Here is a 22,365-nt window from a genome sequence, read left to right as displayed (position 1 = left end):
AAAAGAGACATACAGAAAGGCGCATCAAATTTATAGCGAAAATTTAAAAACAGTTTTGACACGCTAATTATTTAAGAAAAAAGAAAACGAAGTAAATAAGTAAACGTATTGGTTAAAGGATTAAGTATTGCTTAAAGAAGTGATACTAGACATAAGAATAGTTCTAGCTTCTTATAAGACAGAGAAACAGCAGGATTGCTAACATTAACTAAAAAGGAAATAACGATGAAATTGAATGTATTAACAGCCGCCATATTAAGTTCAGGTTTTGCTTTTTTTGCCAGTTCGGCTAATGCTGCCATGGTGACAGACGGTCATGGTAATGTTGGTTACGACAGTTATGAAGAATGCGTGACTGCCGTTCGAGATGGCTCAGCCAAATTCTATACCCCATATACGTATCAAAACCCAAAACGCCAGGCTGGTGAAGCAACTGTCGGCAAAATGCGATTGTCTGAAGTCATGATCCCTCAGAGCGTTGTTAATAGTAATAATTTGTCTACTAGTAACTATTCAGCTGGTGCTTGTGACTTAGGTGTTGGTCAAGCAAACGGTCGCTATGGTGTATCAGGAGACTTAGTCGGCAAGTACATCCCTATTGCAGCTGACATGCCTGTCAACGTCTACATGGACAGTGCAGGAAACCCTGTACGCCTGAGTATGCAACAATGTGATAACCATTTTGGCGGCAAGTTCCCTACTCCTATCGTAGGTGAGGTAGCAGCGCCAGAAGCACAACTCGCTATCGCTGAAGCACGTAGCGTAGAACCAGTGATGATTGAGACCACTCGTGTCATCCGCCCTACAAGTTACAGAGTTAAAGAAGTTATCCTCGTGCCAGAAAACCAAGTCAAAAGTATTAATACAGCTAGAGGAGATGCCATTGCCATTGAAAACAGTGCCAATGACACGGTTATCGTTGGGAAAAAAGCAGATGCTGATGTTATTAATAATATAGCAGTGACTCAGAGCTACCCTGTGATAGACCTATCTGATGATGATAGTGACAATCAGCAACGCTCAATGAATTCTGATGATACTGAGTACATGATTATTGAATAAAAACGGTGATGCATGTACCAATAGTCATAGAGCTTGATTTCATAACATCACAAGAATATACCAAGCTGTTAGAACTTTAATGAGTTTACTACTGAAATACCAGCTATATAGCTGGTATTTTGCTTTTACCAATTAGAACAAGGTTAAATCAAAAGCTGATCACATTTATATATGCCCTTATTTAAGTCGATTTATATTCAAAGCAGTTTATATATAAATTACTTATTAATATCTAGGTTACCTATTATAAGTTACCTCATATAAGTTACTTTTTTTAAAACACTTTAGCTAAGTGATTGTATTTGGATATAGATGTTAGGACTTGGATATATAGATCGGTTTTCAATTATCAATTTATAGGTTTTGGAGCTTTACAATGAAAAAGAACATTTTATCTTTAATCGTAGGAACTACTCTCATGTTACCAGCTGTAGCAATGGCTGCCCCTATGGGGAACAGTAACATTATGCCAGCAGATATGCGTAGCACCGCCGTTGACAACACTTTACGAGCTGAAATAGAAGGTCCTGATGGTGAGCTACTAGCGACACAACCTGGCGCTGTTGATATCGATGAGTCTGATGCCGACGATATGGATGACGAAGCCGATGATATGATGCGTAATAAGGCCAACAATAATGCCGCTTTGAGAAACAACGCCCAGGTATCTACCAATGCTGCAGCAATGACTGCGGCGCCAACTGCTCAAGTTCCTGCACGTAGCGTCCAGACACCTAACATGCAGCACAGCAATGCAAACTATCAGCCATTGATTGCAGGTGAAGCGGCTTCCGATAATAAAATGGCAGATACCGCTAGTACTTTACAAGAAAAGAAAAAAGACAAACGCGGTGAGTTACTAGCCACACAGCCAGCCAATGTACAGTTCAAAGAAAACCGCCGTATTGCGGTATCGCGTTAAGGCTAACAATTTTTTTAAGTCAATCAATGCTTTATCACTGATTTACCGAACATAAAAAGGCAGCCATATGGCTGCCTTTTTACGTATTGCGATTGGTATATTACCTATACCGTAGCGTACTTATTTCTTTGTCTTAGTCACGCCAGCTTCTTGTAACAAGGCGCCAAGCGTACCCATCTTGCTCGGTGATTCAGCTTTGTCATTTTTGACTGGTTTACTACTGCGGTTACTGTTTGCATTGTCCGGACGCTTGCCGCGTGGTTTAGCGGAACGCTTATCAGTAGCTGGGCGACTATTATTTGGACGGTTGCTATTTGCAGGATTGCTACGTGGACGACTGGTTTTTTCGCCATCCGTATCTATAGCCGCTGTACGTGCAGGTTTCTCAGATTCAGGTTTCATACTAAAGCCGATACGCCCACGTTTTTCATCGATAGAGATGACACGTACCGATACGATATCACCTGGCTTGACGCGGTTCATAGGATCTGCGACAAAGTCATTAGCCATCTGTGAGATATGTACCAGACCATCCTGATGTACCCCTACGTCAACGAAACAACCAAAGGCCGTCACATTGGTGACAACGCCTTCTAGGGTCATCCCTTCGCTCAAATCTTTGATACCATTCACATCATCACGGAAGTTAGCCGTTTTAAACTCAGGTCGTGGATCACGTGCAGGTTTAGCCAGTTCATCTAATATTGCTTTTACGCTGACATTATCATCGTTAGCCGCTAGTGTGGTCGTATCGATGGCATTCAGCACACCATCATTACCGATAACTTCTGGCAACGGCTTACCCGCTTGTGCCAATAAGCTGTCGACCAAGGCATAACTTTCTGGATGTACGCCAGTCGCATCTAGTGGATTGCTACCATTATGGATACGCAAGAAGCCTGCTGCTTGCTCAAAAGTTTTAGCACCTAGGCGTGGGACATTTTTGAGTGCTTCACGACTATCAAAGGCACCGTGCTCACGGCGATACGTGACGATTTGCTGTGCCACATTGCGGTTAAGACCTGCAATATGAGCCAAGATAGCAGGGCTCGCCGTATTGACGTCCACACCAACCGCATTCACGCTGTCTTGAGTGACTTTATCGAGACTATCCGCTAGCTGGTTCTGGTTCACGTCATGCTGATACTGACCAACACCAATGGCTTTTGGATCAACTTTGACAAGCTCTGATAACGGATCTTGCAGGCGACGGGCGATAGAAACGGCACCGCGTACAGAGACATCTAAGTTAGCAAGCTCATCACTGGCAAGCTCGCTCGCTGAATAGACAGACGCGCCTGACTCATTAACGATAACAGCTTTAGCTTTCAGTGCATCATTCGCCGCTAGAATCTCTTTAATCATCGCGTCAGTTTCGCGGCTTGCCGTACCATTACCGATAGCCACTAGGTCTACATTATAAGTGCCTAATAGCTCATCAATGACTGTTTTGGCTTCAGTCATTTTGTTATCAGGTGCAAATGGATAAACCGTCGCGATGACAGGCTTTTCTTCGCTGTCTAGCATCACGTGACCTTGAGCGTCCACGATAGCCATCTTTACGCCATGACGGATACCAGGATCAACGCCCAAAATCACTTTGGGCCCTGCTGGTGCAGACATGAGTAGATGCTGTAAGTTGCTAGCGAATACATCAATCGCATCCGCTTCTGCGGCTAGACGCTTTTCAGTCAACAAGCGATGCTCGATATGCGGACGCCATTTGTCTTTCCACAAGCTACTGGCCGCTTCCGTCAAAAATTCACGACGTGCAGCCGGTGCTTTGGCATCAACATCAAAATTGCTAATGATTTTTTCGATAAAGGGAGCATCCTCGCCTTCAATCTTTAGACCCAAGACGTTCTCTTGACGACCACGTAACATTGCTAATAGACGATGATTTGGGAGACGAGCTAGGCTTTCGCTATGTTCAAAATAGTCTTTGAACTTCTCGCCCACTTCGCGCTTTTCTTCGCTCGCAACACTCGATACGATACTGGCAGTTTTGGCAAAACCACTACGCAAGTTATCTAGTAAGCCTAGTGCCTGTGTCCATTCATCAACGATAATTGCCTGTACGCCCGCGAGCTGTTTTTCAATATCGCTAAAATCAACTTCAATCTCATTACCACTATCATCAGTAATACTTGATTGGACTTGATAATCAGCCAATGCGTCAGTCGGAGTGATTTCTTGCGTCAATACTGCTTGTGCAGCAACATCGAGACCTGCGGCACGCGCTTTGGCAGCAGGTGAACGACGACGTGGACGATATGGCAGATAGATATCTTCAAGCTCAAGCTTAGAGGTCGCATGATCGATACGCGCCTGTAGCTCATCAGTCAGATTGCCCTGTGTACTGAGTAGCTCCAAGATCTTGAGGCGACGTGTAGCCATATCACGCTCATAGTTCAAAGACTTCTCTAGTGCACGCAACTGTGCATCGTCCAGATTTTGCGTCTTTTCTTTGCGGTAACGCGCAATAAAAGGAACAGTCGCGCCTTCATCATAAAGTTTCACAAACGCATTGACTTGAGCAGTCTTAATGCCAAGCGCGCGAGCAAGCTTGTCGTGAATATTCGCGTGTGTGGTTGCATCCAAAACCTGTGCATTTGTCGAGGCTTGAGATGACGTTAAGGTATCAGTGCTACTCATATACGTATCAATCGTTGAGAAATGTAGTTTTGCATTATAGCAAAAGCTGCATGAATAAAAATCCTTTTTATCTTTTCGTTATTTATCGTCTATTTTGTAGCGCAAATCGTTTTGTATCAAACGTTCCATGGCTTCGTTAAACAAACGCATACAGCATTTGTCCTTATGAGTGATGCAATTAACGGTGCAATCTTATACACTAAAGTATCAATGACACAAATATCGATATGCGTTGACATATTGAACAATAGTTTTTGATTTTGTGACGTATTTATTTTGCCCAATAATTAAATAATGGCAACCAATAGCAATGTTTTACTCATCGCTTTTGACTCGTAGTTTCTGCTAACAATAATTTTTATAAAAGGATGCCTGTATGACTGATAATAACAGCCCAGATACTTTGACTCAGCGTATTTTAGTCGTCGATGACGATGCCCGTCTGCGCTCTTTGCTGCAGCGCTTTCTAGAAGACGACGGGTTTGTGGTTCGTACTGCTCACGATGGCAGTCAAATGGACAAACTCATGCAGCGCGAGCTTTTCTCTCTGGTCGTACTAGATTTGATGTTGCCAGGTGAAGACGGTATCAGTATCTGTAAACGCTTACGCGAAGACAATGCTGACATCCCAATTATCATGCTGACCGCCAAAGGTGGCGATGCAGATCGCATCGCAGGTCTAGAAGCAGGTGCAGATGACTATCTGCCAAAGCCTTTTAATCCGAAAGAGCTATTGGCGCGTATCAAAGCAGTATTACGTCGTCAGAATCGTGAGCTCCCAGGCGCACCAAGTCATCAATTAGAAGTGGTTGAGTTTGGTCCATGGACCCTAGACTTATCAACTCGTACGCTCAAGCGCGACGGCAATGTAGTGACGCTTACCACAGGTGAGTTCTCAGTGCTCAAAGCGTTGGTACAACATCCACGTGAGCCACTGACTCGTGATAAGCTGATGAATCTTGCTCGCGGGCGCGAATGGGGCGCGATGGAACGATCTATCGACGTACAGGTATCACGTCTACGTCGTCTGATTGAGGATAATCCTTCCCAAGCGCGTTATATCCAAACGGTATGGGGTGTCGGCTATGTGTTCGTCCCTGACGAGGCTGAGGCAGACACCGTCAAAAGCGAGTAGCTTCTGACTACTATCATTTCCTTTTAGTATGGGTCGTGTTCGGTAACTCACAAATACGACCTATATAATGAGCATTTCTGTGAAAAACTCTGTTATGTTTCAAAATATACCCTGCACGTTAGTGACAGGGTTTTTAGGTGCTGGCAAAACCACAGTGATTAATCAGTTGCTTGCCGCAAAGCCTGATAACGAACGCTGGGCTTTACTGATCAATGAGTTTGGTCGTATCGGTATTGATGGTGCACTCTTAGCAAGCTCACAAGCCAGCACGCTTGAGCAAAAGAACATTGCCATTCGTGAAGTTAGTGGCGGCTGTATTTGCTGTACCAGCCAGTTGCCCTTACAAATAGCGATCAGTCGTCTACTCAGTGACCATCATCCACAGCGACTCCTTATCGAGCCTACAGGGTTAGCTCATCCGCGCGAGCTTATATTACAGCTCAGTGCCCCGCACTGGCAGACAGCTTTGAAAATGAGCGCCGTGATCACTGTACTGAGCGCTGAGCAGTGGCAACAGACTAAATACCGTCATCATGATGGCTTTCAAGCGCATATCCGTGATGCCGATGTACTGATCATTAATCGCTATACTCAATTGAGTAGTAACGAAAAACAATCCTTAGTAGAGTGGGTATCCAAGCTCAATTCACAAGTAAAAATTGTTTGGGCAGTATCTGAACAAGTAATGTCTGATATAGCAGGCTCGTCAAATACCCCTTTAGCACATAACTACTTAGCGACGCTAAACGAGCAACTGCATAAGCCCAGCGCTATCATTTCAAACCAACGCAAAGTCAACATCGCTCATAATCAAAAATCTACGCTTGGCTCACTGTCACAGCCAAGCACTTTGGGAGTTTCGACATCCTCGAACAGTTTTGGGGATGAAGAAACTCAAGCTAATACTGATACCGAATTACCCTATCGATATCATGAAGAGCAGCAAGATTTTCAGCTGGCTGGATGGCGATTACCCACACACTACGTGCTAGACGCTGATGAATTACAAAACTGGCTATTAGCACTGCCAAACTGGCAGCGTATCAAAGGCGTCGTACATACTTCAGATGGCTGGCTGCAACTCAACTTCAATCCTGGCAGTATAACTACCAAGACAATTGATGCACAGACTGACAGTCGGTTGGAGGTTATCTTACAGTTAGGCAATACTGTCGATACAAATGCTATCGATACAACTATAGAAAAAATAGAGACCGCATCCCATACTGAATCCTCATCAGACTCTGTAGATTGGGAAGCTTTTGATCGAGAGTTGATGGCGATGGTTATACAGTCGCTCTAGAATAAAAGCATTAACACAAAAAAATGAACATAAAAAAGCGACCCCTGCTATGTAGAACAGGGGTCGCTTTTTTATGCTCACTCTGACTTCTCTTACCCAAAGTTGCTTAGCTCTTGCTAAAACCATTCAATTAACGCAATTGACTGTCTTTACTACCGCGGCGATTGAACAGTTCCGCAGCTTTTGCTTCTTGTTCAAGCTCGGTCTGACAGCTGACGCAGTGTTGAATACCAGGAACCGCTAATCGCCGCGCTTCTGGAATAGGGTTACCACATTCATCACATAGCTCGGCACTGATACCTGTAGGCAGCGAACGTCGTGCTCGCTCTAACGCATCGTTGACCGTTGCGTCCATCTGCTCGTGCTCAGCACCATCTCTTGACCAACCACCTGCCATAATCTCATCCTATTTATTTGTCATAATTAGACAATACAAAAGTCTTTAATAACAGATAGATGGGGCTGGTTTTACTGGATTGCAACCTGATAACAACCACTGTATCGTAAATATAACTCGGCAATATTAATTAAAATATTTCGCTGTTAGTTTTTAGGCTGTAGCTCAACAACTTGCCCGCGCACGCCAATGCTGTCGTCACTCATCAGACAGACATAACCTGCCATAATATCCTCAGGTGTTTTTAAACTCATAGGGTTTTCACCTGGATAAGCATGAGCACGCATATTAGTGCGCGTACCGCCAGGATTCACGCAATTAAAACGTAAGTTTGTGGTGTTTTGCGTCTCTTGCGTAAATATATCGCTCATACCCTCTACTGCTTGTTTTGAGAGCGCATAAGCGCCCCAAAATGCGCGAGGATGCGTACCTACTGTACTAGAGGTAAAGACGATAGAGCCGTGATCAGCATCTTTCAATAAGGGAAGCAGGGCTTGGGTGAGCATAAAGGTCGCCGTAAAGTTAACCTTCATCACTTCAGCAAACGTATCGACGTCGTACATCTCAAGCGGGGTCAGTTGCCCAAGCACACCAGCATTATGCAATATGCCATCCAGCTGACCCACTTCTTTGTCGATCAATCCTTCTAACTGCTGCATCTCAGCATAAGTCGCCCCTTCTAGATTCATAGGCAACATTGCAGGCTGCTTACCACCCAGACTTTCGATCTCATCATAGACATATTCAAGCTTGCTACTGGTCCGTCCTAGCAATAGGACTGTGGCACCATAACGAGCATAGGTCAAAGCGGCAACACGGCCGATACCATCACCTGCGCCAGTCACCAAGATAGTCTTACCATCTAGGCAATTGCTAGGTGGCACAAAACTACGAATATCATCATGAGTCAAAGGCTGGAGACGACTTTGGACGGTTCTTTGGTTGTCTTGCTGACTGTTTTGCTGATTGGCTGGCTTGTCAATATGGTCACTCATGGCGTTGCTCACTACTTATCATTTGTTATCATGGAATCGTTAAAATATGTGCTTGTCTTTAGAGACTGAAATATACCAATAGCTGATAGCTATAAAACTAAAAACTAAAAATTTATAAATAATCAAATTTGCCAGAAGACAACAGCAGTTTGTTTAATTGCTCAGGGGTATCAGCAATATAATCAGCACCCCACTTTTTCAAAGACTTCTGATCTTCAGGCGGAATATAACCATAAGCGGCCAAAATCGTTGGCATACCAGCCGCATTGCCTGCTTCTATATCACGTATATGGTCACCGACGTATAGGACACAACCAGCTGCGCCGCGAGGAATCCCTAGCTTCTCTAATGCCATATACATCGGCTCTGGATCAGGCTTTGATCGGGACACATCATCAGGGCATACCAGAGCGGCGCAGCGATCATCTAGTTGCATTTCGCTTAATAGCTTTTCTGCCAAATAACGAGGCTTATTAGTGACAATTCCCCATGGGACACCTTTTTTTTCTAAATCAGTCAGTACCGCTTCGAGCTCATGGAACACACAGCTGTCCACACAAATATCGGCTTCATAGTCGTCTAAAAACTGCTGACGAAAATCAAGTAATGCGTCATCGCTAACCTCAAGTTGATCGTTGTGTCTGAGCATTAATTGCACCATGGCTGACGCACCCGCCGAGACTTGCTCACGGATTGCTGCTTCAGGCGGCGCTTGCCAGTTATTCTCCAAACTCATTTTGCCAATGATACGAACAAAATCAGCAGCAGTATCGATTAACGTCCCATCAAGGTCGAATAAAACAGCTTTTACGAATTGGGTCATAGTGAATGCTCTTGAGATTGATCATGTATTTAGTGAATTACGGTGAATAGAGGTAACTGATACCAGTATCAAGCCAATGGCTTTTGGACTGCCATCATATAATTAACATCGACATTTTGAGCGAGCCAATAGCGCTTAGTCAATGGATTGTAATGCAAGCCAATAATATCCTGACGGACAAACCCCGTGTCTATTGCCATCTTGTCTAATTCAGCTGGCGTGATGAACTTGGCATAGTCATGGGTACCGCGATCGAGCAATCGTAGTACGTACTCCGCCCCCACGATAGCAAACAGATACGACTTGGGGTTTCGGTTGATTGTCGACAGCACACAGACACCGCCAGGGGCTAGCAGCTCATAACAAGCCTGCACAATCGAGCTGGGATCAGGAACGTGCTCAAGCATTTCCATACAGGTTACGACATCGAACTGACCCGCATGCGTCTTTGCCAGCGCTTCTACTGGGATATGCTGGTAGCGTAAAGTGCTTTCTAATCCACTTTGTTCTGCGTGCAACGCCGCCGCTTTCAAGTTTTCGGTACCTAGGTCGATTCCTGTCACATCAGCATTGCGACGTGCCATAGACTCTGCCAATATGCCACCGCCGCAACCAACATCTAGTACTTTTTTGCCAGCAAGTCCTTGTTCAGCTGTTTTGGCAGGCGTACCATTATTACTAGTATCGCCCTGATAGCCACGTTTTATGTTTTCTTCTATCCAGTTCAAGCGTAATGGATTGATCTCATGCAGAGTGGCAAAGGCACCTGTATTGCTCCACCATTCGCTTGCTAAATTGTTGAATTTCTCGACTTCGCTAGGATCAACATTGACAGTATTAGCCGATTTATTATTTAAGTTTTCGTCGTTTGAAGATGACGAAGCAGGTAAGGCTGAGCTCATAGGATTGTCCTTGATTACTATTATAGTTGTTATCGTATGCAGTGCACGATTATGTGTTCAATATTAGCATGGCAGCTGCGAATTTGTCGTAAGTACATCGTCACTGATTGTGAATAGGTTTGGTAAATACACATTTTTTATGAGTTACCACCTTGTCACAGGTAGTATTTGTTCACATTATTTGTAATCATCATGAAGCAAGGATCATGATAAGTGTTGGCGAGATAAGGCCGAACAAGCTAAGACCGAAAAGCGCTAAGCAATATGTCTTCAATAATAGCTAACAGCTTTACAACTGTCGGTTAAGAATCCGATTCACAAGTGTATGCATTTTGCGTTATCATAGTCGATACCTTAATATTGCTGTATCGTTCGATTATACTGGGCGCTGCATCATTCAAACGCGGTGAAAACTGCATATTGCAAATATCATGCGTTTGAATACCACCAGTGCACAAACCTCTTAACGAACTCTAAATCCCTACACCTCAAGGATAAAGTATGAAACGTGTCATGACACTGACTGGTCTAGCGATGGCCATTGGGCTTGCTTCTATGGGCGCACAAGCTGCGGACTATGTCGCTGGAAAAGATTATCGCGTACTAGACAATCCAGAAACCATCAGCGGTGATGCTATCATTGTTCGTGAATTTTTCTGGTATGGCTGCCCGCATTGTAATGTTCTTGATCCGCATATGGAAAAATGGGCAAAAACCAAAGACAAAGATGTCGTGTTTTTTAGAACACCAGCAGCGCTCAACCCTGTTTGGGAAGCCAATGCACGTGGTTTTTACTCCGCTCAGCTTTTGGGATATGAAGACAAAACTCATGCTGCGTTATTTGATGCCATCCATAAAGACGGCAAAAAACTGTTTGATCAATCATCATTGAGCAAATGGTATGCATCAAAAGGGGTCAACGAGAAAAAATTCAACAGTCTTTATAACTCATTTGCAGTGGGTACAAAAATTGGTCGTTCACAAGCAGGTGCTAAACGTTATCAACTGTCTGGCGTACCAGCCGTCGTTGTACAAGGCAAATATGTGGTAACTGGTGAAGATGCTAAAGTACCTAAAGTTGTTGAGTACTTAGTCGATAAAGCGCGTGCTGAGAAAAAATAATTGAAGCAAGTGCAAATCGAAACAGCCTAGTGATACATACAATGTGAATCACTAGGTGATACAAAAAAGCCAATCATAATTGATTGGCTTTTTTATGCTCTAAAATATAATCGATATTATATGTATCTATTTTTTCAACTGCGACAAAATCGCTACTTCGCGGATATAACTTGCCAAATCTTCTTTCGACTCTGCCAGTAGCTCATCGTCCTGCATATGCTTAGCATACTCAATCCATAGCAGTAATTGATACATACTGTTGTGCTCAGAAGCTTTGTATTGCTTGACGAATTGCTTGAGCGTTCCTTCATCATTGATATTTAAACGATCGTACCAGCTTTCTATTTTAGAGACTTGCTCTTTTGGAAAGAATGCATCAAACAATGCTTTGACAAGTTCGTGGCGGTTTTCTTCACTGATAAGTTTGCCAACGCGCTTAGTCTGACGGTTGCGAGCATTAGCACTGGTAATGTCAGCCAATGCCATGAGCTCAGCCATAAAGTAATCACTGGCAGGTAGAGTCTTTAGCTGCTTTTTTGACAGGCTTGCGAGCGGTATAGACAATTGCTGCAAACGCTCATGGGCTTTTTTGAGTTCTGTGCGCGAGACGCGCATGTCCTGTTCTTTCCAGTCGATCATAAAAGCGTTCCAAAATAATAAGTAATAAAATGAATAGGGTCGAAATGAATTACCAACGGCTTTTTTCGCGGTGCTTTGCCAATACTTTGACGCCTTGTGGCATGGTATCAGTGAGGCGGCGCTGCAGGTGATCAGTAATAAATACTGAACGATGTTTACCGCCTGTACAGCCGATGGCAACGGTTACCGTATGACGATTATTGTGCAAGAACTCGGGTAGCCAACGCATCAAAAATTTATCAATGTCATTGAGCATCTCTGTCACTTCAGGATAGTCGCTAAAAAAGGCATCCACTTCAACGTCGAGACCTGTCGATGCGCGCAGCTTAGGATTCCAATGCGGATTGGGTAAAATCCTAACGTCAAATACAAAGTCCGCATCAATGGGACTGCCGTATTTAAAACCAAAAGACAGCAAATTAATGACGATTTGATTGTCCACACCAACGTGTTCGCGCAAGCTGTCTTTTAGCTGATGAATATTTAAACTACTGGTATCAATGGTGATATCTGCATGAGCAGAAATTGGCTCCAACAGCTCTACTTCTTTTTTGAGTGCAGCAGGCAGATTAAATGCAATATGTCTGGCGTTGTCGCTATCGACATCTTGAGACATTAGCGGATGGACGCGGCGCGTCGCATTAAAACGCGCAATTAGCGTACTCTCTTGCGCCGTCACATATAGGACTTGTACTGCCTGCGCCCCATAAGTTTTTCGTAATAACTCATGTGTCGCTGCAAAGTTAGACAGATCAGCGCGCGGCGTGCGAATATCAACCCCAAGGGCAATACGATTGATACCGCTCTCACCAATCAGCTTGTGTGCCGCACTAGGTAACAATGACAAGGGTAGATTATCAATAGAATAATATCCCAGATCTTCTAGAATGTTCAGCACCGAGGTTTTCCCCGATCCTGAACGACCTGATACCACCAAGATGCTGAGCTTATCGGTTGATACTTGAGGCGTTGTCGATGCTGTATTATTATCGCTTTGATCCTGACGTGTATCCATGCTCTATTCATCCCATCTAGTACATTACGGTATAAAAAAGCTAACCCATTGTCATTAACTGATAATCACTAATTAATAGCCACTAACTGATTGTCCAATAACCGTGCACGCCCTAACCAAGCTGCGACCAAAATAACGAGATTTTTGTTTTCTGCATTGAAGATTATTGAATCATTAGTCATAGCGTCTAGATCTTCAGTTTTTACTTCTAGATAATCAATCACAAAACCTGCGTCGCTAATACGCTTGTGCGTGTTTGTTAGCAATGTTTGAAACGCCTGCTGAGTAATCCCACTATCTGTTAATTTTTCAGCCAAATCTTGTAATGCTTGATGCAATATAGGCGCCGTATTTCTTTCAGATGTGCTTAAGTACTGATTGCGCGATGACAGTGCTAGCCCATCATCAGAACGAACAATAGGGGCGCCGATGATCTCGATGGGATAGCTCAAATCACGCACTAACTGCTTAATGATAGCCAGCTGCTGGTAATCTTTTTGTCCAAAGACGGCGATATCTGGTTGTACAATATTGAATAGCTTGGAGACCACAATACCCACACCATCAAAATGACCGAGACGTGATTGACCGCATAATTGATTGGCAATCTCACCAGCCAACACGCTGGTGGGTGGTGGTAATACGGGATACATCTCTTCGATACTAGGGGCAAACACGTAATCTGTACCCACTGTCGCAAGCTTAGCCACGTCTTCGTCTAACGTACGCGGATAACTGTCAAAATCTTCACCCACGCCAAACTGAGTAGGGTTCACAAAAATGCTCACGACAACCACATCCGCATGCTGCTTGGCAATTTTTACCAGCTCAAGATGACCGTCATGCAGATTGCCCATCGTTGGTACTAGAGCAATACGCTGCACACCTTTTTCCTTGGTATGCTGCTGACCACGGCAAGACTGCAAAACCTCACGTAACGACGAGATATGATGATGAATGATAGGAGACATGGTAATTTTTTCTTTTATTAAAGCGTTCTGTTATGTAAAAGCGTCAACGAGATTAATCGAATTGATGTTGTTCAGTTGGAAAGCTGCCTTCGCGTACTGACTGTTGATACAAAGCAAAAGCACCCTCGATGCTGTTTGCATCATTGCGCTCATCGGTCAGAAAATCATGTACAAAGCGTGGCACACGCCCATGTACCATACCAAGCATGTCATGCATAACGAGTACCTGACCGTCGGTATCTGCGCCTGCTCCGATACCGATAACAGGTACCGCGACCGCTTCTGTGACTGCCTTTGCCAGTGCTGCTGGAACACATTCCAACACTAATAGCGCCGCACCTGCATCAACGACCGCTTTAGCATCAGCGAGTAATTTGTCAGCCGCTTCATCACCGCGACCTTGGATTTTATAACCCCCAAAGACATTAACTGATTGCGGCGTCAAACCGAGATGTACACAAGTTGGTGTCCCTGCTTGTGCTAAGGTAGTGACCAGTTCACACAGCTCATTGCCGCCTTCAATTTTGATTACATGCGCACCTGCCTGCATCAGTTGGCGACTATTGGCAATGGCTTCTGGCAATGTCGCGTAGCTCATGAACGGTAGATCAGCCAGTATCAGAGCATGTTTGTTGCTACGGGCAATATTGGCGGTATGATAAGCCATATCATTAATTGTTACAGGTATTGTCGAATCATGGCCCTGCACGACCATTCCTAAGCTATCACCGATCAAAATCGTATCGATCTGTGCTTTGTCCATCATTCGTGCAAACATTGAGTCATAGCACGTCAAACACGTAAATTTGGTGCCGTCTTTTTTAAACTTATTTAAAGTAGATAACGTTGTCATATGACCCTCAATTAACCTGTAATACCTTTGATTATAAATATCGCTAGCTATAATAATGACTGTAATTAAATACGATATCATCGTATAACTTTGAGCATTGACTATGGTTTATTTAATATCAAGCATCTGATAGTAGCTTTAAGCCTGTCCAATCGCAGCTTTGTGGATAGTCACCTATTGGCTTGTCTAATATAGTCAAATGGGGTGCCAGCTCTCGTAATGGTATCAGGACAAAATTACGCTCACACAGGCCTGCATGTGGAATCGTTAGCTGCGTCTCAGTGACTTGTATGTCTCCATACAATAAAATATCGACATCCAGACTGCGCTCACCCCAATGACGTAAACGTGCTCGCTTGGCCGATATTTCTAACTGCTGACAAAAGGCAAGCAGATCAAAAGGACTCATCGTTGTCTCAAAACCAGCAACGGCATTAACAAAATTAGGCTGATCCTGCGGTCCCATCGGCACTGATGCATAAAAAGAAGATACAGTCACTTTACGTACCTTCTCATGATCTTGCATATTTTTAAGCGCTTGCTGCAAATGATCTATAGGTGACCCTAGCTCGTTAGACAAGTTGCTACCTAGGCCCACATAGCAGGTGAACCAAATGGTCTCGTCAATGCTATTAGTTGCCGATATAAATGTGTTGCTACCCGATACGTTGCCACTATCAAAACTACTTTTATTCATCATGTCACCATCTGCAAATTATGCTGATAACATTAAGCGTTATCGGTACTAGGCTGACGACGGCGACGCTTTGATGGTACAGGGCCTTTACTCTCAGTCATTTTGATAGCAGGTAATTGGTCACTTGCCATTTGACTGGGTTGAGCAGGTTTAGCGGTAGTCGTTTTAGCTGGTCTTTTCGCTCTTGCAGGTGTAGCGACTTTCTTTGCTTCGGTGGTTGTCACTTCTTTGACATCAGCTTTACCAGTCGACTGAGCGACTTGTTTAGGTGCTTTTTTCGCATATTTTGCTGTTGCTGGCGCCTTATCATCAGCTTGTACTTGAGCACTGTCTGTGCTGTCAACAGTAGGCTCGCGGCGGCGACGCTTATGCGGAATTGGCTCGTTATTCATACTCACCAATGCAGGTGACCTTGCGATCGAGCGCGTTGGTTTTGCCTGACTAGATGACGAGTTAGACTCTGGCAGATCAGTTTTAGTAGGCTGATTCCTATTCTGACGATCAGCTTTGGCTTTTTGCTGCGGTGCATCGCTATCAATAGATGCTCGCTTCTGCGTAGCTTCTTGCTTGTTTGCAGGCGTCTTACTGCGCTTTGACGCTTTATCATCTGATAGCTGCTTCCGTAATGGCGGCACGACATTATCGTGCTCTATTACAAACAGTGGCGCAGGTTTAGACTGATGGCGTTTGTTTGCTGATTGATCGTTGCTACTGAGCGATAACTGCTGTAGCTGTGCAAGCTCGCTGCTATCTTGTTTCACCTGCTGCGTGTCGTGATGCTTACTACCATTTCGACCTGTTTTAGCTTGGCTGCTAGCGCGGCGACGACGTGCTGGAATATTCGATGGATCGTTTACCATTGTCTGATCATTCCTTCCCTGCCCAGCACTATTACTGGCTTTGCTTTGTTTAGCGCTGTTTTGATTAGATGATGCATTATCAATGGTATTGGCTTCTGGCTTTTGACGATTGCGTCCGCGACCACGTTGTCCTTTTTTGTAGGCACCGCGGCGAAGATTTTCATCAAACTCATCAATCGCCTGCTGTTGCTCGCGCTCAGACAATGTTTGATATGTCTGCCACCAGTCACCCATATCATTGGTCGACTCTGATAGCGGGTGCTCAGCATCACCGCACTGTTCGCGCAACAACAAAAAGTCAAAACCTGCACGAAAGCGTGGATGCTCAGAGAGCTGAACAATTTGTTTGCTACGAGGAGCGGCAAGTTTTGGCTGCAATATCCAAATATCACGGATAAACTGCTCAGCAAATTTTGGAATTGCTGTCTTGATACGTTGACGGTCAATAACTTTGCCAGCAGCATGCATTTGTGCTTCCGCAAACGGCATATTGCGCTTTTTAGCTTTTGCCAGTTGATGTAAATAGTTTTCCCACAGCAGCGCAGCATAGAAAAATGCTGGATTAATACTTTTGCCAGCAGCAATACGCTTATCAGTATTGATCGCTACTTGGTTGACCAAGGCGCTTGGCTCGGCTGGTGGATAAATGATAAGGCTATCAATGGCACCTGACTCAAAAAGTAACGGCAACAATGGCACTAAATAACCACCAGTAAACATTTTTTGCGTTTCATCATAGAGTCGATGCGGTGATATCTGCTCAAGCAGTGCCCAATTACCATCATGGAATTGCTCAGCCAATGCGTCATCAAACTCAAAGCCTAATTTTGCCTTAAAACGCAGGGCACGGAGCAAGCGCACAGGATCTTCTTCAATACGCACTGGCGCATTACCTAACAGGCGAATGACTCTATTATCGATGTCTTCCAGCGCACCACAAAAATCATGGACGATGCCTTTGAGCGGTTGATAATAGAGCGCATTGATAGAGAAGTCACGGCGAGAAAAATCTTGTTGAATATCACCCCAAACATTGTCGCGCAGAATCATACCATCACGATTGGTATTGGCATCGCTGGTTGGCGGACCGCGAAAAGTAGCCACTTCAATCAACTCGCGACCTGAATATACATGCGCTAGCTGAAAGCGACGACCGATAATACGGCAACGCTTACCAAAGACATCTTTGATCTCATGTGGTTTGGCATCAGTAACAGCGTCAAAGTCTTTCGGGCGCAAGCCCAATAAAGTATCGCGCACACCACCACCGACGATATAGGCATCAAACCCAGCTCGGGTCAATGTGGCAATCACTTCAGTAATGGAATTGGGTAATTCAGATTTGTTCAGTTCTAACTGCTTGGCGGCACGCTCGGCCATGCATCTACTCCTCGCCGGTATTCTTTAACTACCCCTGAATAACACAGCGTTTATCAGGCGGATGTACCCGCTAGTTTAACAAATTTTGGACGTACTGGGGGTGTTATGACATTTACTTACATGCTATTTTGTCAATATTAGGATTAATTAATGCAAAACACAGCTGTTAATCCACTACGCTTAAACGCTTTTTATTTTTCTCAACTGTTTTCGCCCCAATCCCTTTTACTTTTTCTAACTCGTCAACAGTCCTAAAACCACCAAACATCTCACGATATAGAATAATAGCCTGCGCCTTACTACTGCCAATGCCATCTAATGACACCAGCTCACCTTCACTGGCTCTATTAATATTGATTAATTTTTGCTCACGCGCTTGTATCACAGATTGCTCTTTTGCGATCAAATACTCATAGGCGCGTTCAGGATCATCAAAACAGGGCTCAGAGGCATTAGCCTCAATAGTTATACCGACATTCGATACGAGACTAAAGACTGCTATCATAATTATTCTGGTAAATGACGTTTTATGCTGAGCGTTCATGTTGTTTCGCCGCTTCCCATAGTGCATCCATCTCTGATATATCGCTGTCTTCGACACGCTTGCCACTCGCTGCCAATTGCTCTTCGATATAGCCAAAGCGAGATTTGAATTTGTGCACGCAGGTTAAAGTCGCTGCTTCTGCATCGAGGTTTAGTTTACGTGCGACATTGACGAGCGCAAACATGCAGTCGCCCAATTCTTTTTCGACCTCTCTGATATTGGTCTTGATATCTGCGGCAGATTTATCTGTTAGCTCATGCTTGAGTTCAGCAATCTCTTCGTCTAGCTTGTCTACCGCACCTGCAACACCTTCCCAATCAAAACCTAACTTTGACGCTTGCTTTTGTACATCTTGTGCCTGCATCAAAGCACTACCCGCCTTAACCTGATCTAAGCGACGTTTTGATTTACCACGTGCCTCGCGTGCTTGCTGTTCTTCTAACTTGATTTCGTCCCAGCGCTCTTTTACCGCATCGTCGTCTTGTAGCGTTTCAGCCTCAAACACATGTGGATGACGACGAACTAACTTCTCTTGCAAAGTACTGATGATATCGCTCATATCAAAGCGTCTTTGCTCAGCATACATCTGACAATGAAACACCACTTGCAGTAGCACATCGCCAAGCTCGCCCTTGATATCTTCGTCATCGTCGCTTTGTACCGCTTCGCCTAGCTCATAAGCCTCTTCGATAGCATAAGGAATAAGGCTATGATTGGTTTGCTTTTTGTCCCACGGACAGTCTGCTCTTAATCGTGCCATCAACGCTAAAAGATCATCGAGCGATCCGCTAGGGGCTGGTATTCCTTGTACCGGCTTCGGCTCGGTAGTAGTATTCACAATACTCATAATGGCGACTCTTATCATTCTATGGGTTAGTTGTTTACTTAACAGGAAGTATCGCTTGTCATTCTATGATTCAATGTATATTTGAGTGGTTGATGGATATATATTTTGACCCTACCTATCGACACATGTCTCACACCTTTAGCAGTTAGTGTATCATTGAACACAACTCGATTTATAATTGTGCGACGCGCGTACTAACTCTATCACTGCTTATTCCCAAGGAATTTTATCATTATGTCAACTTCTGCGGCTACCAGCTATCAACCTGCAACAGAATTTACTCCTATTACCATTAATTCGTTCAAAGCATACGATATTCGCGGCGAGCTGGGGGTCAGTTTAGATGAAGACATTGCCTACCGTATCGGACGAGCGTTCGCACAGATTTTGTACCAGCGTTATCAGGTAGCAGTGAAAGCTCAAGACAATGATATGATAGCTCTGAAGCCGGCTATCGTCATTGGTAGTGATATTCGTCATTCTAGTGAGCAATTAAAACAAGCTGCCATTCAAGGAATAATAGATGCTGGTGTCGACGTTATCGATTTGGGTATGAGCGGTACTGAAGAAGTGTATTTTGCGACCAGCCATTATGAGACGCTTGGCGGTATCGAAGTAACTGCCAGCCATAACCCTATCAACTATAATGGCTTAAAACTGGTCAAAGAATACTCAAAACCAATCAGTGCTGATGATGGATTGGCAGAGATTCAGGCATTGGCAGAATCAGGACAATTTATCACTGATAACCAATCAGGAAAACTAAAACTTCTAACAAATAAAAGTGCGTACATCGATCATGTCATGACGTTTATTGATGTTGATAAGCTAAAGCCGCTCGAGCTGGTGATCAACTCAGGCAATGGCAGCGCAGGTCCTGTGGTCGATTTATTAATCGATAAACTGACCCAAGCTGGTGCACCTATCAAAGTGATTAAGCTACACCATACTCCAGATGGCAGCTTCCCTAATGGTATTCCTAATCCAATGATTGAAGCCAATAGAGTGGCCACTCAACAAGCAGTTTTAGAAAACAACGCCGACCTTGGTATTGCTTTTGATGGGGACTTTGATCGCTGCTTCTTATTTGATGAGCGAGGTGAGTTTATCGATGGTAGCTACGTCGTTGGTATGCTCGCCCAAGCGTTTTTGAATAAACATCAAGAACAAATCGAATCCATCGTCTATGATCCACGTGTCATTTATAATACTGAAGCGGTGATAGAAAAGCACAACGGCAAGGCTGTCATCAGTAAATCTGGACACTCATTTATCAAGCAAGTCATGCGCAGCTCGGGTGCCGTGTATGGTGGCGAGATGTCTGCTCATCACTATTTCCGTGACTTTTTCTATTGCGATAGCGGTATGATACCGTGGCTATTGACAATTGAGCTGTTGTCTATTACAGGTAAAACCTTATCAGAATTAGTCACAGGTTATATTGAAAATTACCCAAGCTCAGGTGAATTAAACTTTCGCCTAACCACCCTCGATGCACCAACCATTATTGATGCCATTGAAGAAAAATTCAGTGTGGATAATCCTACCAAATCAACTCTAGATGGTTTAAGTCTGAACTTTGGTGACTGGCGCTTTAATTTACGTGCATCGAATACCGAACCGCTTATTAGACTAAATATCGAGAGTCGTGGTGAACAAGAGCTGCTGACCACTAAGACTCAAGCCATTCAGCAATGGCTAGCGGATCAAGGAGCTGTGCCCGCATAGTCTTATCTTTTAGCGCTAACTAGACATTCAAAAAACGCTCACTAATGTTATTTAGTGAGCGTTTTTTGATTAATATGTATTGCGAAAACTATGAAAACAAGCTATTTGGATCGGCCAATACCCATATAGTCCCCTACCAAATCATTGATTTGCGTTCGAGTGAGAGCGTTTTGTGCATCAAATATAGGCATCGCTTGCTGATTTATTTTGGCAATATCCAACTGATCTCGCGGTGACCAACTGATAATAAAAATAGCGTTGGCATCGTCCAAGCCTTCGTAAGGGTTAGTAGTCAATTTGAGTAATGGCTGCTGTTGGTAGCGCTCAGCAAGCTCAGCCTGTGCTTTATCACCATACACCAATGTACGAATATTATAAGACCATAACAACGCCAATAACGGATGAATGGCGGACCCTGCAGTACGTCCTGAACCTGATTTGTAGCTGCCGCCCCAAACCATGACAGTTTTATTGTCGATAAAACCATCAAAATATTGCCAAAACTTACGAAATATCAATTCTTTTTGATCTTTATTAATGTGTACGACAGACTCTAACAAAGGCATATCCAAACTGTGCATTTTGCTCGACTGCTGCAACTTGGTCAGCTCGGTGGGCAAAGTATTACCACCGAATCCCCATCCCGCCTGCAGATAGCTGCTGCCTACGCGCTCATCCAATCCCATTATACGACTGACCTGACTGATATCAACGTTCTGACTATCAGCTAAGCGTGACATTTCATTCATAAAGCTCACTCGTGTTGCCAGCATCGCCATGATACTACTACGAGCAAACTCAATTGTTGCGATATCAGCATAATGAGCAGCACGCGCATGCTGCATTAACGGTTTTAACACCTGTAGCTGCTGACTACTGCTCGCTGTCTTTTCACCCAATAGCCATAGCGAAGGGTTCAACATCGAGCTATACGCATTCCCATCTTGCAAGAATACAAAGGGCACGTAATACACCCATGCACGCTGCAAACGTTGAGCCAGTTCCGATACATGACCTAGCTGTTCAATACCGCTCATGATAACCGGTATATTCTGCTGATGGCTGTGGTTAAAAGCGGTAATCCAGCTGTCCTCTATCCATACTGACTTAGCGCTATCAAGAAACAACCAATATAGTGCTGCAAGACTCTGCGTATCAGCTTCGTTGTGACTTGCAGGTTCATAAGAGGCTATCACTGTGTCTGCACTAGCTGGTAATGCTTTGATAGTGATGACTTGCTGTTGTTCATACATCTGCCACAATGCTTGCAAATGATGCTCAAAACCATACTGCTGTATCTGCTCAGTCAATAGATCTATATCTGCATAAAGATGCACACGCTGACCAAGACTTGCCAGCACGACCGCACTGGTAATCGCTTCTATGCTGTGACCAATGAGTACACTGACTGCAGGCTCACTCATTTGATTGGTTTCAGATATGTTTTTATATTTAGGCATATAACTGTCATTTGTGGCAGTCTCCATGAGCGTACTTTCCTGTATTGTTGACCCA

The 22,365-nt window shown here is 44.1% G+C and carries 20 protein-coding genes; 6 read left to right on the top strand and 14 right to left on the bottom strand.

The window, feature by feature from the left end; translation table 11 throughout:
• The first annotated feature begins 225 nt into the window (after window positions 1–225).
• Complete coding sequence (locus AC5JPT_RS10060; RefSeq protein WP_493857983.1) at window positions 226–1,062, top strand: hypothetical protein; 837 nt, start codon at window positions 226–228, stop codon at window positions 1,060–1,062.
• A gap of 418 nt (window positions 1,063–1,480) precedes the next feature.
• On the top strand, window positions 1,481–1,984 hold the full coding sequence (locus tag AC5JPT_RS10055) for a hypothetical protein (RefSeq protein WP_493857982.1): 504 nt from the start codon (window positions 1,481–1,483) through the stop codon (window positions 1,982–1,984).
• A gap of 120 nt (window positions 1,985–2,104) precedes the next feature.
• Here the strand turns inward: AC5JPT_RS10055 and AC5JPT_RS10050 are convergent, their stop codons facing one another.
• The gene (locus AC5JPT_RS10050; RefSeq protein WP_493857981.1) at window positions 2,105–4,639 is read right to left on the bottom strand and encodes a Tex family protein; all 2,535 of its coding nucleotides are present in this window, start codon (window positions 4,637–4,639) and stop codon (window positions 2,105–2,107) included.
• A gap of 376 nt (window positions 4,640–5,015) precedes the next feature.
• Here AC5JPT_RS10050 and ompR point away from each other — a divergent pair, with 376 nt between their 5' ends.
• Entirely contained in the window at window positions 5,016–5,774 is a 759-nt protein-coding gene (ompR, locus tag AC5JPT_RS10045) for an osmolarity response regulator transcription factor OmpR (protein ID WP_319050677.1), read from the top strand.
• 94 nt (window positions 5,775–5,868) lie between these two features.
• Complete coding sequence (locus tag AC5JPT_RS10040) at window positions 5,869–7,077, top strand: CobW family GTP-binding protein (protein WP_493858466.1); 1,209 nt, start codon at window positions 5,869–5,871, stop codon at window positions 7,075–7,077.
• Between the two features lie 130 nt (window positions 7,078–7,207).
• Here the strand turns inward: AC5JPT_RS10040 and AC5JPT_RS10035 are convergent, their stop codons facing one another.
• From AC5JPT_RS10035 to ubiG, 4 genes are all read right to left on the bottom strand, one after another.
• Window positions 7,208–7,474 carry a DksA/TraR family C4-type zinc finger protein gene (locus AC5JPT_RS10035; RefSeq protein WP_201600864.1) on the bottom strand — a complete coding sequence of 89 codons (267 nt, stop codon included), beginning with the start codon at window positions 7,472–7,474 and terminating at the stop codon, window positions 7,208–7,210.
• Between the two features lie 146 nt (window positions 7,475–7,620).
• Window positions 7,621–8,469, bottom strand: coding sequence for a YciK family oxidoreductase (locus AC5JPT_RS10030; RefSeq protein WP_493857980.1), 849 nt, complete (start codon window positions 8,467–8,469; stop codon window positions 7,621–7,623).
• A gap of 112 nt (window positions 8,470–8,581) precedes the next feature.
• Window positions 8,582–9,292, bottom strand: a complete 711-nt coding sequence (locus tag AC5JPT_RS10025; RefSeq protein WP_493857979.1) for an HAD family hydrolase — start codon at window positions 9,290–9,292, stop codon at window positions 8,582–8,584.
• Between the two features lie 68 nt (window positions 9,293–9,360).
• Window positions 9,361–10,194 carry a bifunctional 2-polyprenyl-6-hydroxyphenol methylase/3-demethylubiquinol 3-O-methyltransferase UbiG gene (ubiG, locus tag AC5JPT_RS10020; RefSeq protein WP_493857978.1) on the bottom strand — a complete coding sequence of 278 codons (834 nt, stop codon included), beginning with the start codon at window positions 10,192–10,194 and terminating at the stop codon, window positions 9,361–9,363.
• A 501-nt stretch (window positions 10,195–10,695) separates the two neighbouring features.
• Between ubiG and AC5JPT_RS10015 the strand changes: the two genes are divergently transcribed.
• On the top strand, window positions 10,696–11,316 hold the full coding sequence (locus AC5JPT_RS10015; protein WP_493843935.1) for a thiol:disulfide interchange protein DsbA/DsbL: 621 nt from the start codon (window positions 10,696–10,698) through the stop codon (window positions 11,314–11,316).
• 126 nt (window positions 11,317–11,442) lie between these two features.
• Here the strand turns inward: AC5JPT_RS10015 and yjgA are convergent, their stop codons facing one another.
• The 8 genes from yjgA to mazG form a co-directional block, all read right to left on the bottom strand.
• A complete protein-coding gene (gene yjgA, locus AC5JPT_RS10010) occupies window positions 11,443–11,955 on the bottom strand; it encodes a ribosome biogenesis factor YjgA (RefSeq protein ID WP_319050683.1) in 513 nt (170 codons plus the stop codon).
• A gap of 49 nt (window positions 11,956–12,004) precedes the next feature.
• The gene (gene rapZ / locus AC5JPT_RS10005; RefSeq protein WP_493857977.1) at window positions 12,005–12,970 is read right to left on the bottom strand and encodes an RNase adapter RapZ; all 966 of its coding nucleotides are present in this window, start codon (window positions 12,968–12,970) and stop codon (window positions 12,005–12,007) included.
• 68 nt (window positions 12,971–13,038) lie between these two features.
• The gene (gene panC / locus AC5JPT_RS10000; RefSeq protein WP_493857976.1) at window positions 13,039–13,941 is read right to left on the bottom strand and encodes a pantoate--beta-alanine ligase; all 903 of its coding nucleotides are present in this window, start codon (window positions 13,939–13,941) and stop codon (window positions 13,039–13,041) included.
• A 52-nt stretch (window positions 13,942–13,993) separates the two neighbouring features.
• Window positions 13,994–14,794, bottom strand: coding sequence for a 3-methyl-2-oxobutanoate hydroxymethyltransferase (panB, locus tag AC5JPT_RS09995; RefSeq protein ID WP_493857975.1), 801 nt, complete (start codon window positions 14,792–14,794; stop codon window positions 13,994–13,996).
• A 118-nt stretch (window positions 14,795–14,912) separates the two neighbouring features.
• Window positions 14,913–15,494, bottom strand: a complete 582-nt coding sequence (gene folK / locus AC5JPT_RS09990; RefSeq protein ID WP_493857974.1) for a 2-amino-4-hydroxy-6-hydroxymethyldihydropteridine diphosphokinase — start codon at window positions 15,492–15,494, stop codon at window positions 14,913–14,915.
• Between the two features lie 29 nt (window positions 15,495–15,523).
• Window positions 15,524–17,731 (bottom strand): polynucleotide adenylyltransferase PcnB, encoded by a 2,208-nt coding sequence (gene pcnB / locus AC5JPT_RS09985; protein ID WP_493857973.1) that lies wholly within the window; start codon window positions 17,729–17,731, stop codon window positions 15,524–15,526.
• A 166-nt stretch (window positions 17,732–17,897) separates the two neighbouring features.
• Window positions 17,898–18,236 carry a ComEA family DNA-binding protein gene (locus AC5JPT_RS09980; protein WP_493857972.1) on the bottom strand — a complete coding sequence of 113 codons (339 nt, stop codon included), beginning with the start codon at window positions 18,234–18,236 and terminating at the stop codon, window positions 17,898–17,900.
• Window positions 18,237–18,258: 22 nt separating this feature from the next.
• Window positions 18,259–19,122, bottom strand: coding sequence for a nucleoside triphosphate pyrophosphohydrolase (mazG, locus tag AC5JPT_RS09975; RefSeq protein WP_493857971.1), 864 nt, complete (start codon window positions 19,120–19,122; stop codon window positions 18,259–18,261).
• Window positions 19,123–19,356: 234 nt separating this feature from the next.
• On the opposite strand from mazG, the gene AC5JPT_RS09970 reads away from it, so the two are divergent.
• Window positions 19,357–20,850, top strand: a complete 1,494-nt coding sequence (locus AC5JPT_RS09970; RefSeq protein ID WP_493857970.1) for a phosphohexomutase domain-containing protein — start codon at window positions 19,357–19,359, stop codon at window positions 20,848–20,850.
• Between the two features lie 101 nt (window positions 20,851–20,951).
• Here AC5JPT_RS09970 and AC5JPT_RS09965 read toward each other — a convergent pair whose 3' ends face one another.
• Complete coding sequence (locus AC5JPT_RS09965; RefSeq protein WP_493857969.1) at window positions 20,952–22,337, bottom strand: UDP-glucose/GDP-mannose dehydrogenase family protein; 1,386 nt, start codon at window positions 22,335–22,337, stop codon at window positions 20,952–20,954.
• Window positions 22,338–22,365 lie beyond the last annotated feature (28 nt).

It is taken from the genome of Psychrobacter sp. H26 (genome assembly GCF_059073035.1).
This window is presented reverse-complemented; position numbering and strand designations above follow the sequence as displayed.

Excerpts from the sequence above, each read along its gene's own strand:
- AC5JPT_RS10060 (WP_493857983.1), top strand. The coding sequence starts at position 226 with ATGAAATTGAATGTATTAACAGCCGCCATATTAAGTTCAGGTTTTGCT.
- AC5JPT_RS10055 (WP_493857982.1), top strand. The coding sequence starts at position 1,481 with ATGTTACCAGCTGTAGCAATGGCTGCCCCTATGGGGAACAGTAACATT.
- AC5JPT_RS10050 (WP_493857981.1), bottom strand. The coding sequence starts at position 4,639 with ATGAGTAGCACTGATACCTTAACGTCATCTCAAGCCTCGACAAATGCA.
- ompR (WP_319050677.1), top strand. The coding sequence starts at position 5,016 with ATGACTGATAATAACAGCCCAGATACTTTGACTCAGCGTATTTTAGTC.
- AC5JPT_RS10040 (WP_493858466.1), top strand. The coding sequence starts at position 5,869 with ATGTTTCAAAATATACCCTGCACGTTAGTGACAGGGTTTTTAGGTGCT.
- AC5JPT_RS10035 (WP_201600864.1), bottom strand. The coding sequence starts at position 7,474 with ATGGCAGGTGGTTGGTCAAGAGATGGTGCTGAGCACGAGCAGATGGAC.
- AC5JPT_RS10030 (WP_493857980.1), bottom strand. The coding sequence starts at position 8,469 with ATGAGTGACCATATTGACAAGCCAGCCAATCAGCAAAACAGTCAGCAA.
- AC5JPT_RS10025 (WP_493857979.1), bottom strand. The coding sequence starts at position 9,292 with ATGACCCAATTCGTAAAAGCTGTTTTATTCGACCTTGATGGGACGTTA.
- ubiG (WP_493857978.1), bottom strand. The coding sequence starts at position 10,194 with ATGAGCTCAGCCTTACCTGCTTCGTCATCTTCAAACGACGAAAACTTA.
- AC5JPT_RS10015 (WP_493843935.1), top strand. The coding sequence starts at position 10,696 with ATGAAACGTGTCATGACACTGACTGGTCTAGCGATGGCCATTGGGCTT.
- yjgA (WP_319050683.1), bottom strand. The coding sequence starts at position 11,955 with ATGATCGACTGGAAAGAACAGGACATGCGCGTCTCGCGCACAGAACTC.
- rapZ (WP_493857977.1), bottom strand. The coding sequence starts at position 12,970 with ATGGATACACGTCAGGATCAAAGCGATAATAATACAGCATCGACAACG.
- panC (WP_493857976.1), bottom strand. The coding sequence starts at position 13,941 with ATGTCTCCTATCATTCATCATCATATCTCGTCGTTACGTGAGGTTTTG.
- panB (WP_493857975.1), bottom strand. The coding sequence starts at position 14,794 with ATGACAACGTTATCTACTTTAAATAAGTTTAAAAAAGACGGCACCAAA.
- folK (WP_493857974.1), bottom strand. The coding sequence starts at position 15,494 with ATGATGAATAAAAGTAGTTTTGATAGTGGCAACGTATCGGGTAGCAAC.
- pcnB (WP_493857973.1), bottom strand. The coding sequence starts at position 17,731 with ATGGCCGAGCGTGCCGCCAAGCAGTTAGAACTGAACAAATCTGAATTA.
- AC5JPT_RS09980 (WP_493857972.1), bottom strand. The coding sequence starts at position 18,236 with ATGATAGCAGTCTTTAGTCTCGTATCGAATGTCGGTATAACTATTGAG.
- mazG (WP_493857971.1), bottom strand. The coding sequence starts at position 19,122 with ATGAGTATTGTGAATACTACTACCGAGCCGAAGCCGGTACAAGGAATA.
- AC5JPT_RS09970 (WP_493857970.1), top strand. The coding sequence starts at position 19,357 with ATGTCAACTTCTGCGGCTACCAGCTATCAACCTGCAACAGAATTTACT.
- AC5JPT_RS09965 (WP_493857969.1), bottom strand. The coding sequence starts at position 22,337 with ATGGAGACTGCCACAAATGACAGTTATATGCCTAAATATAAAAACATA.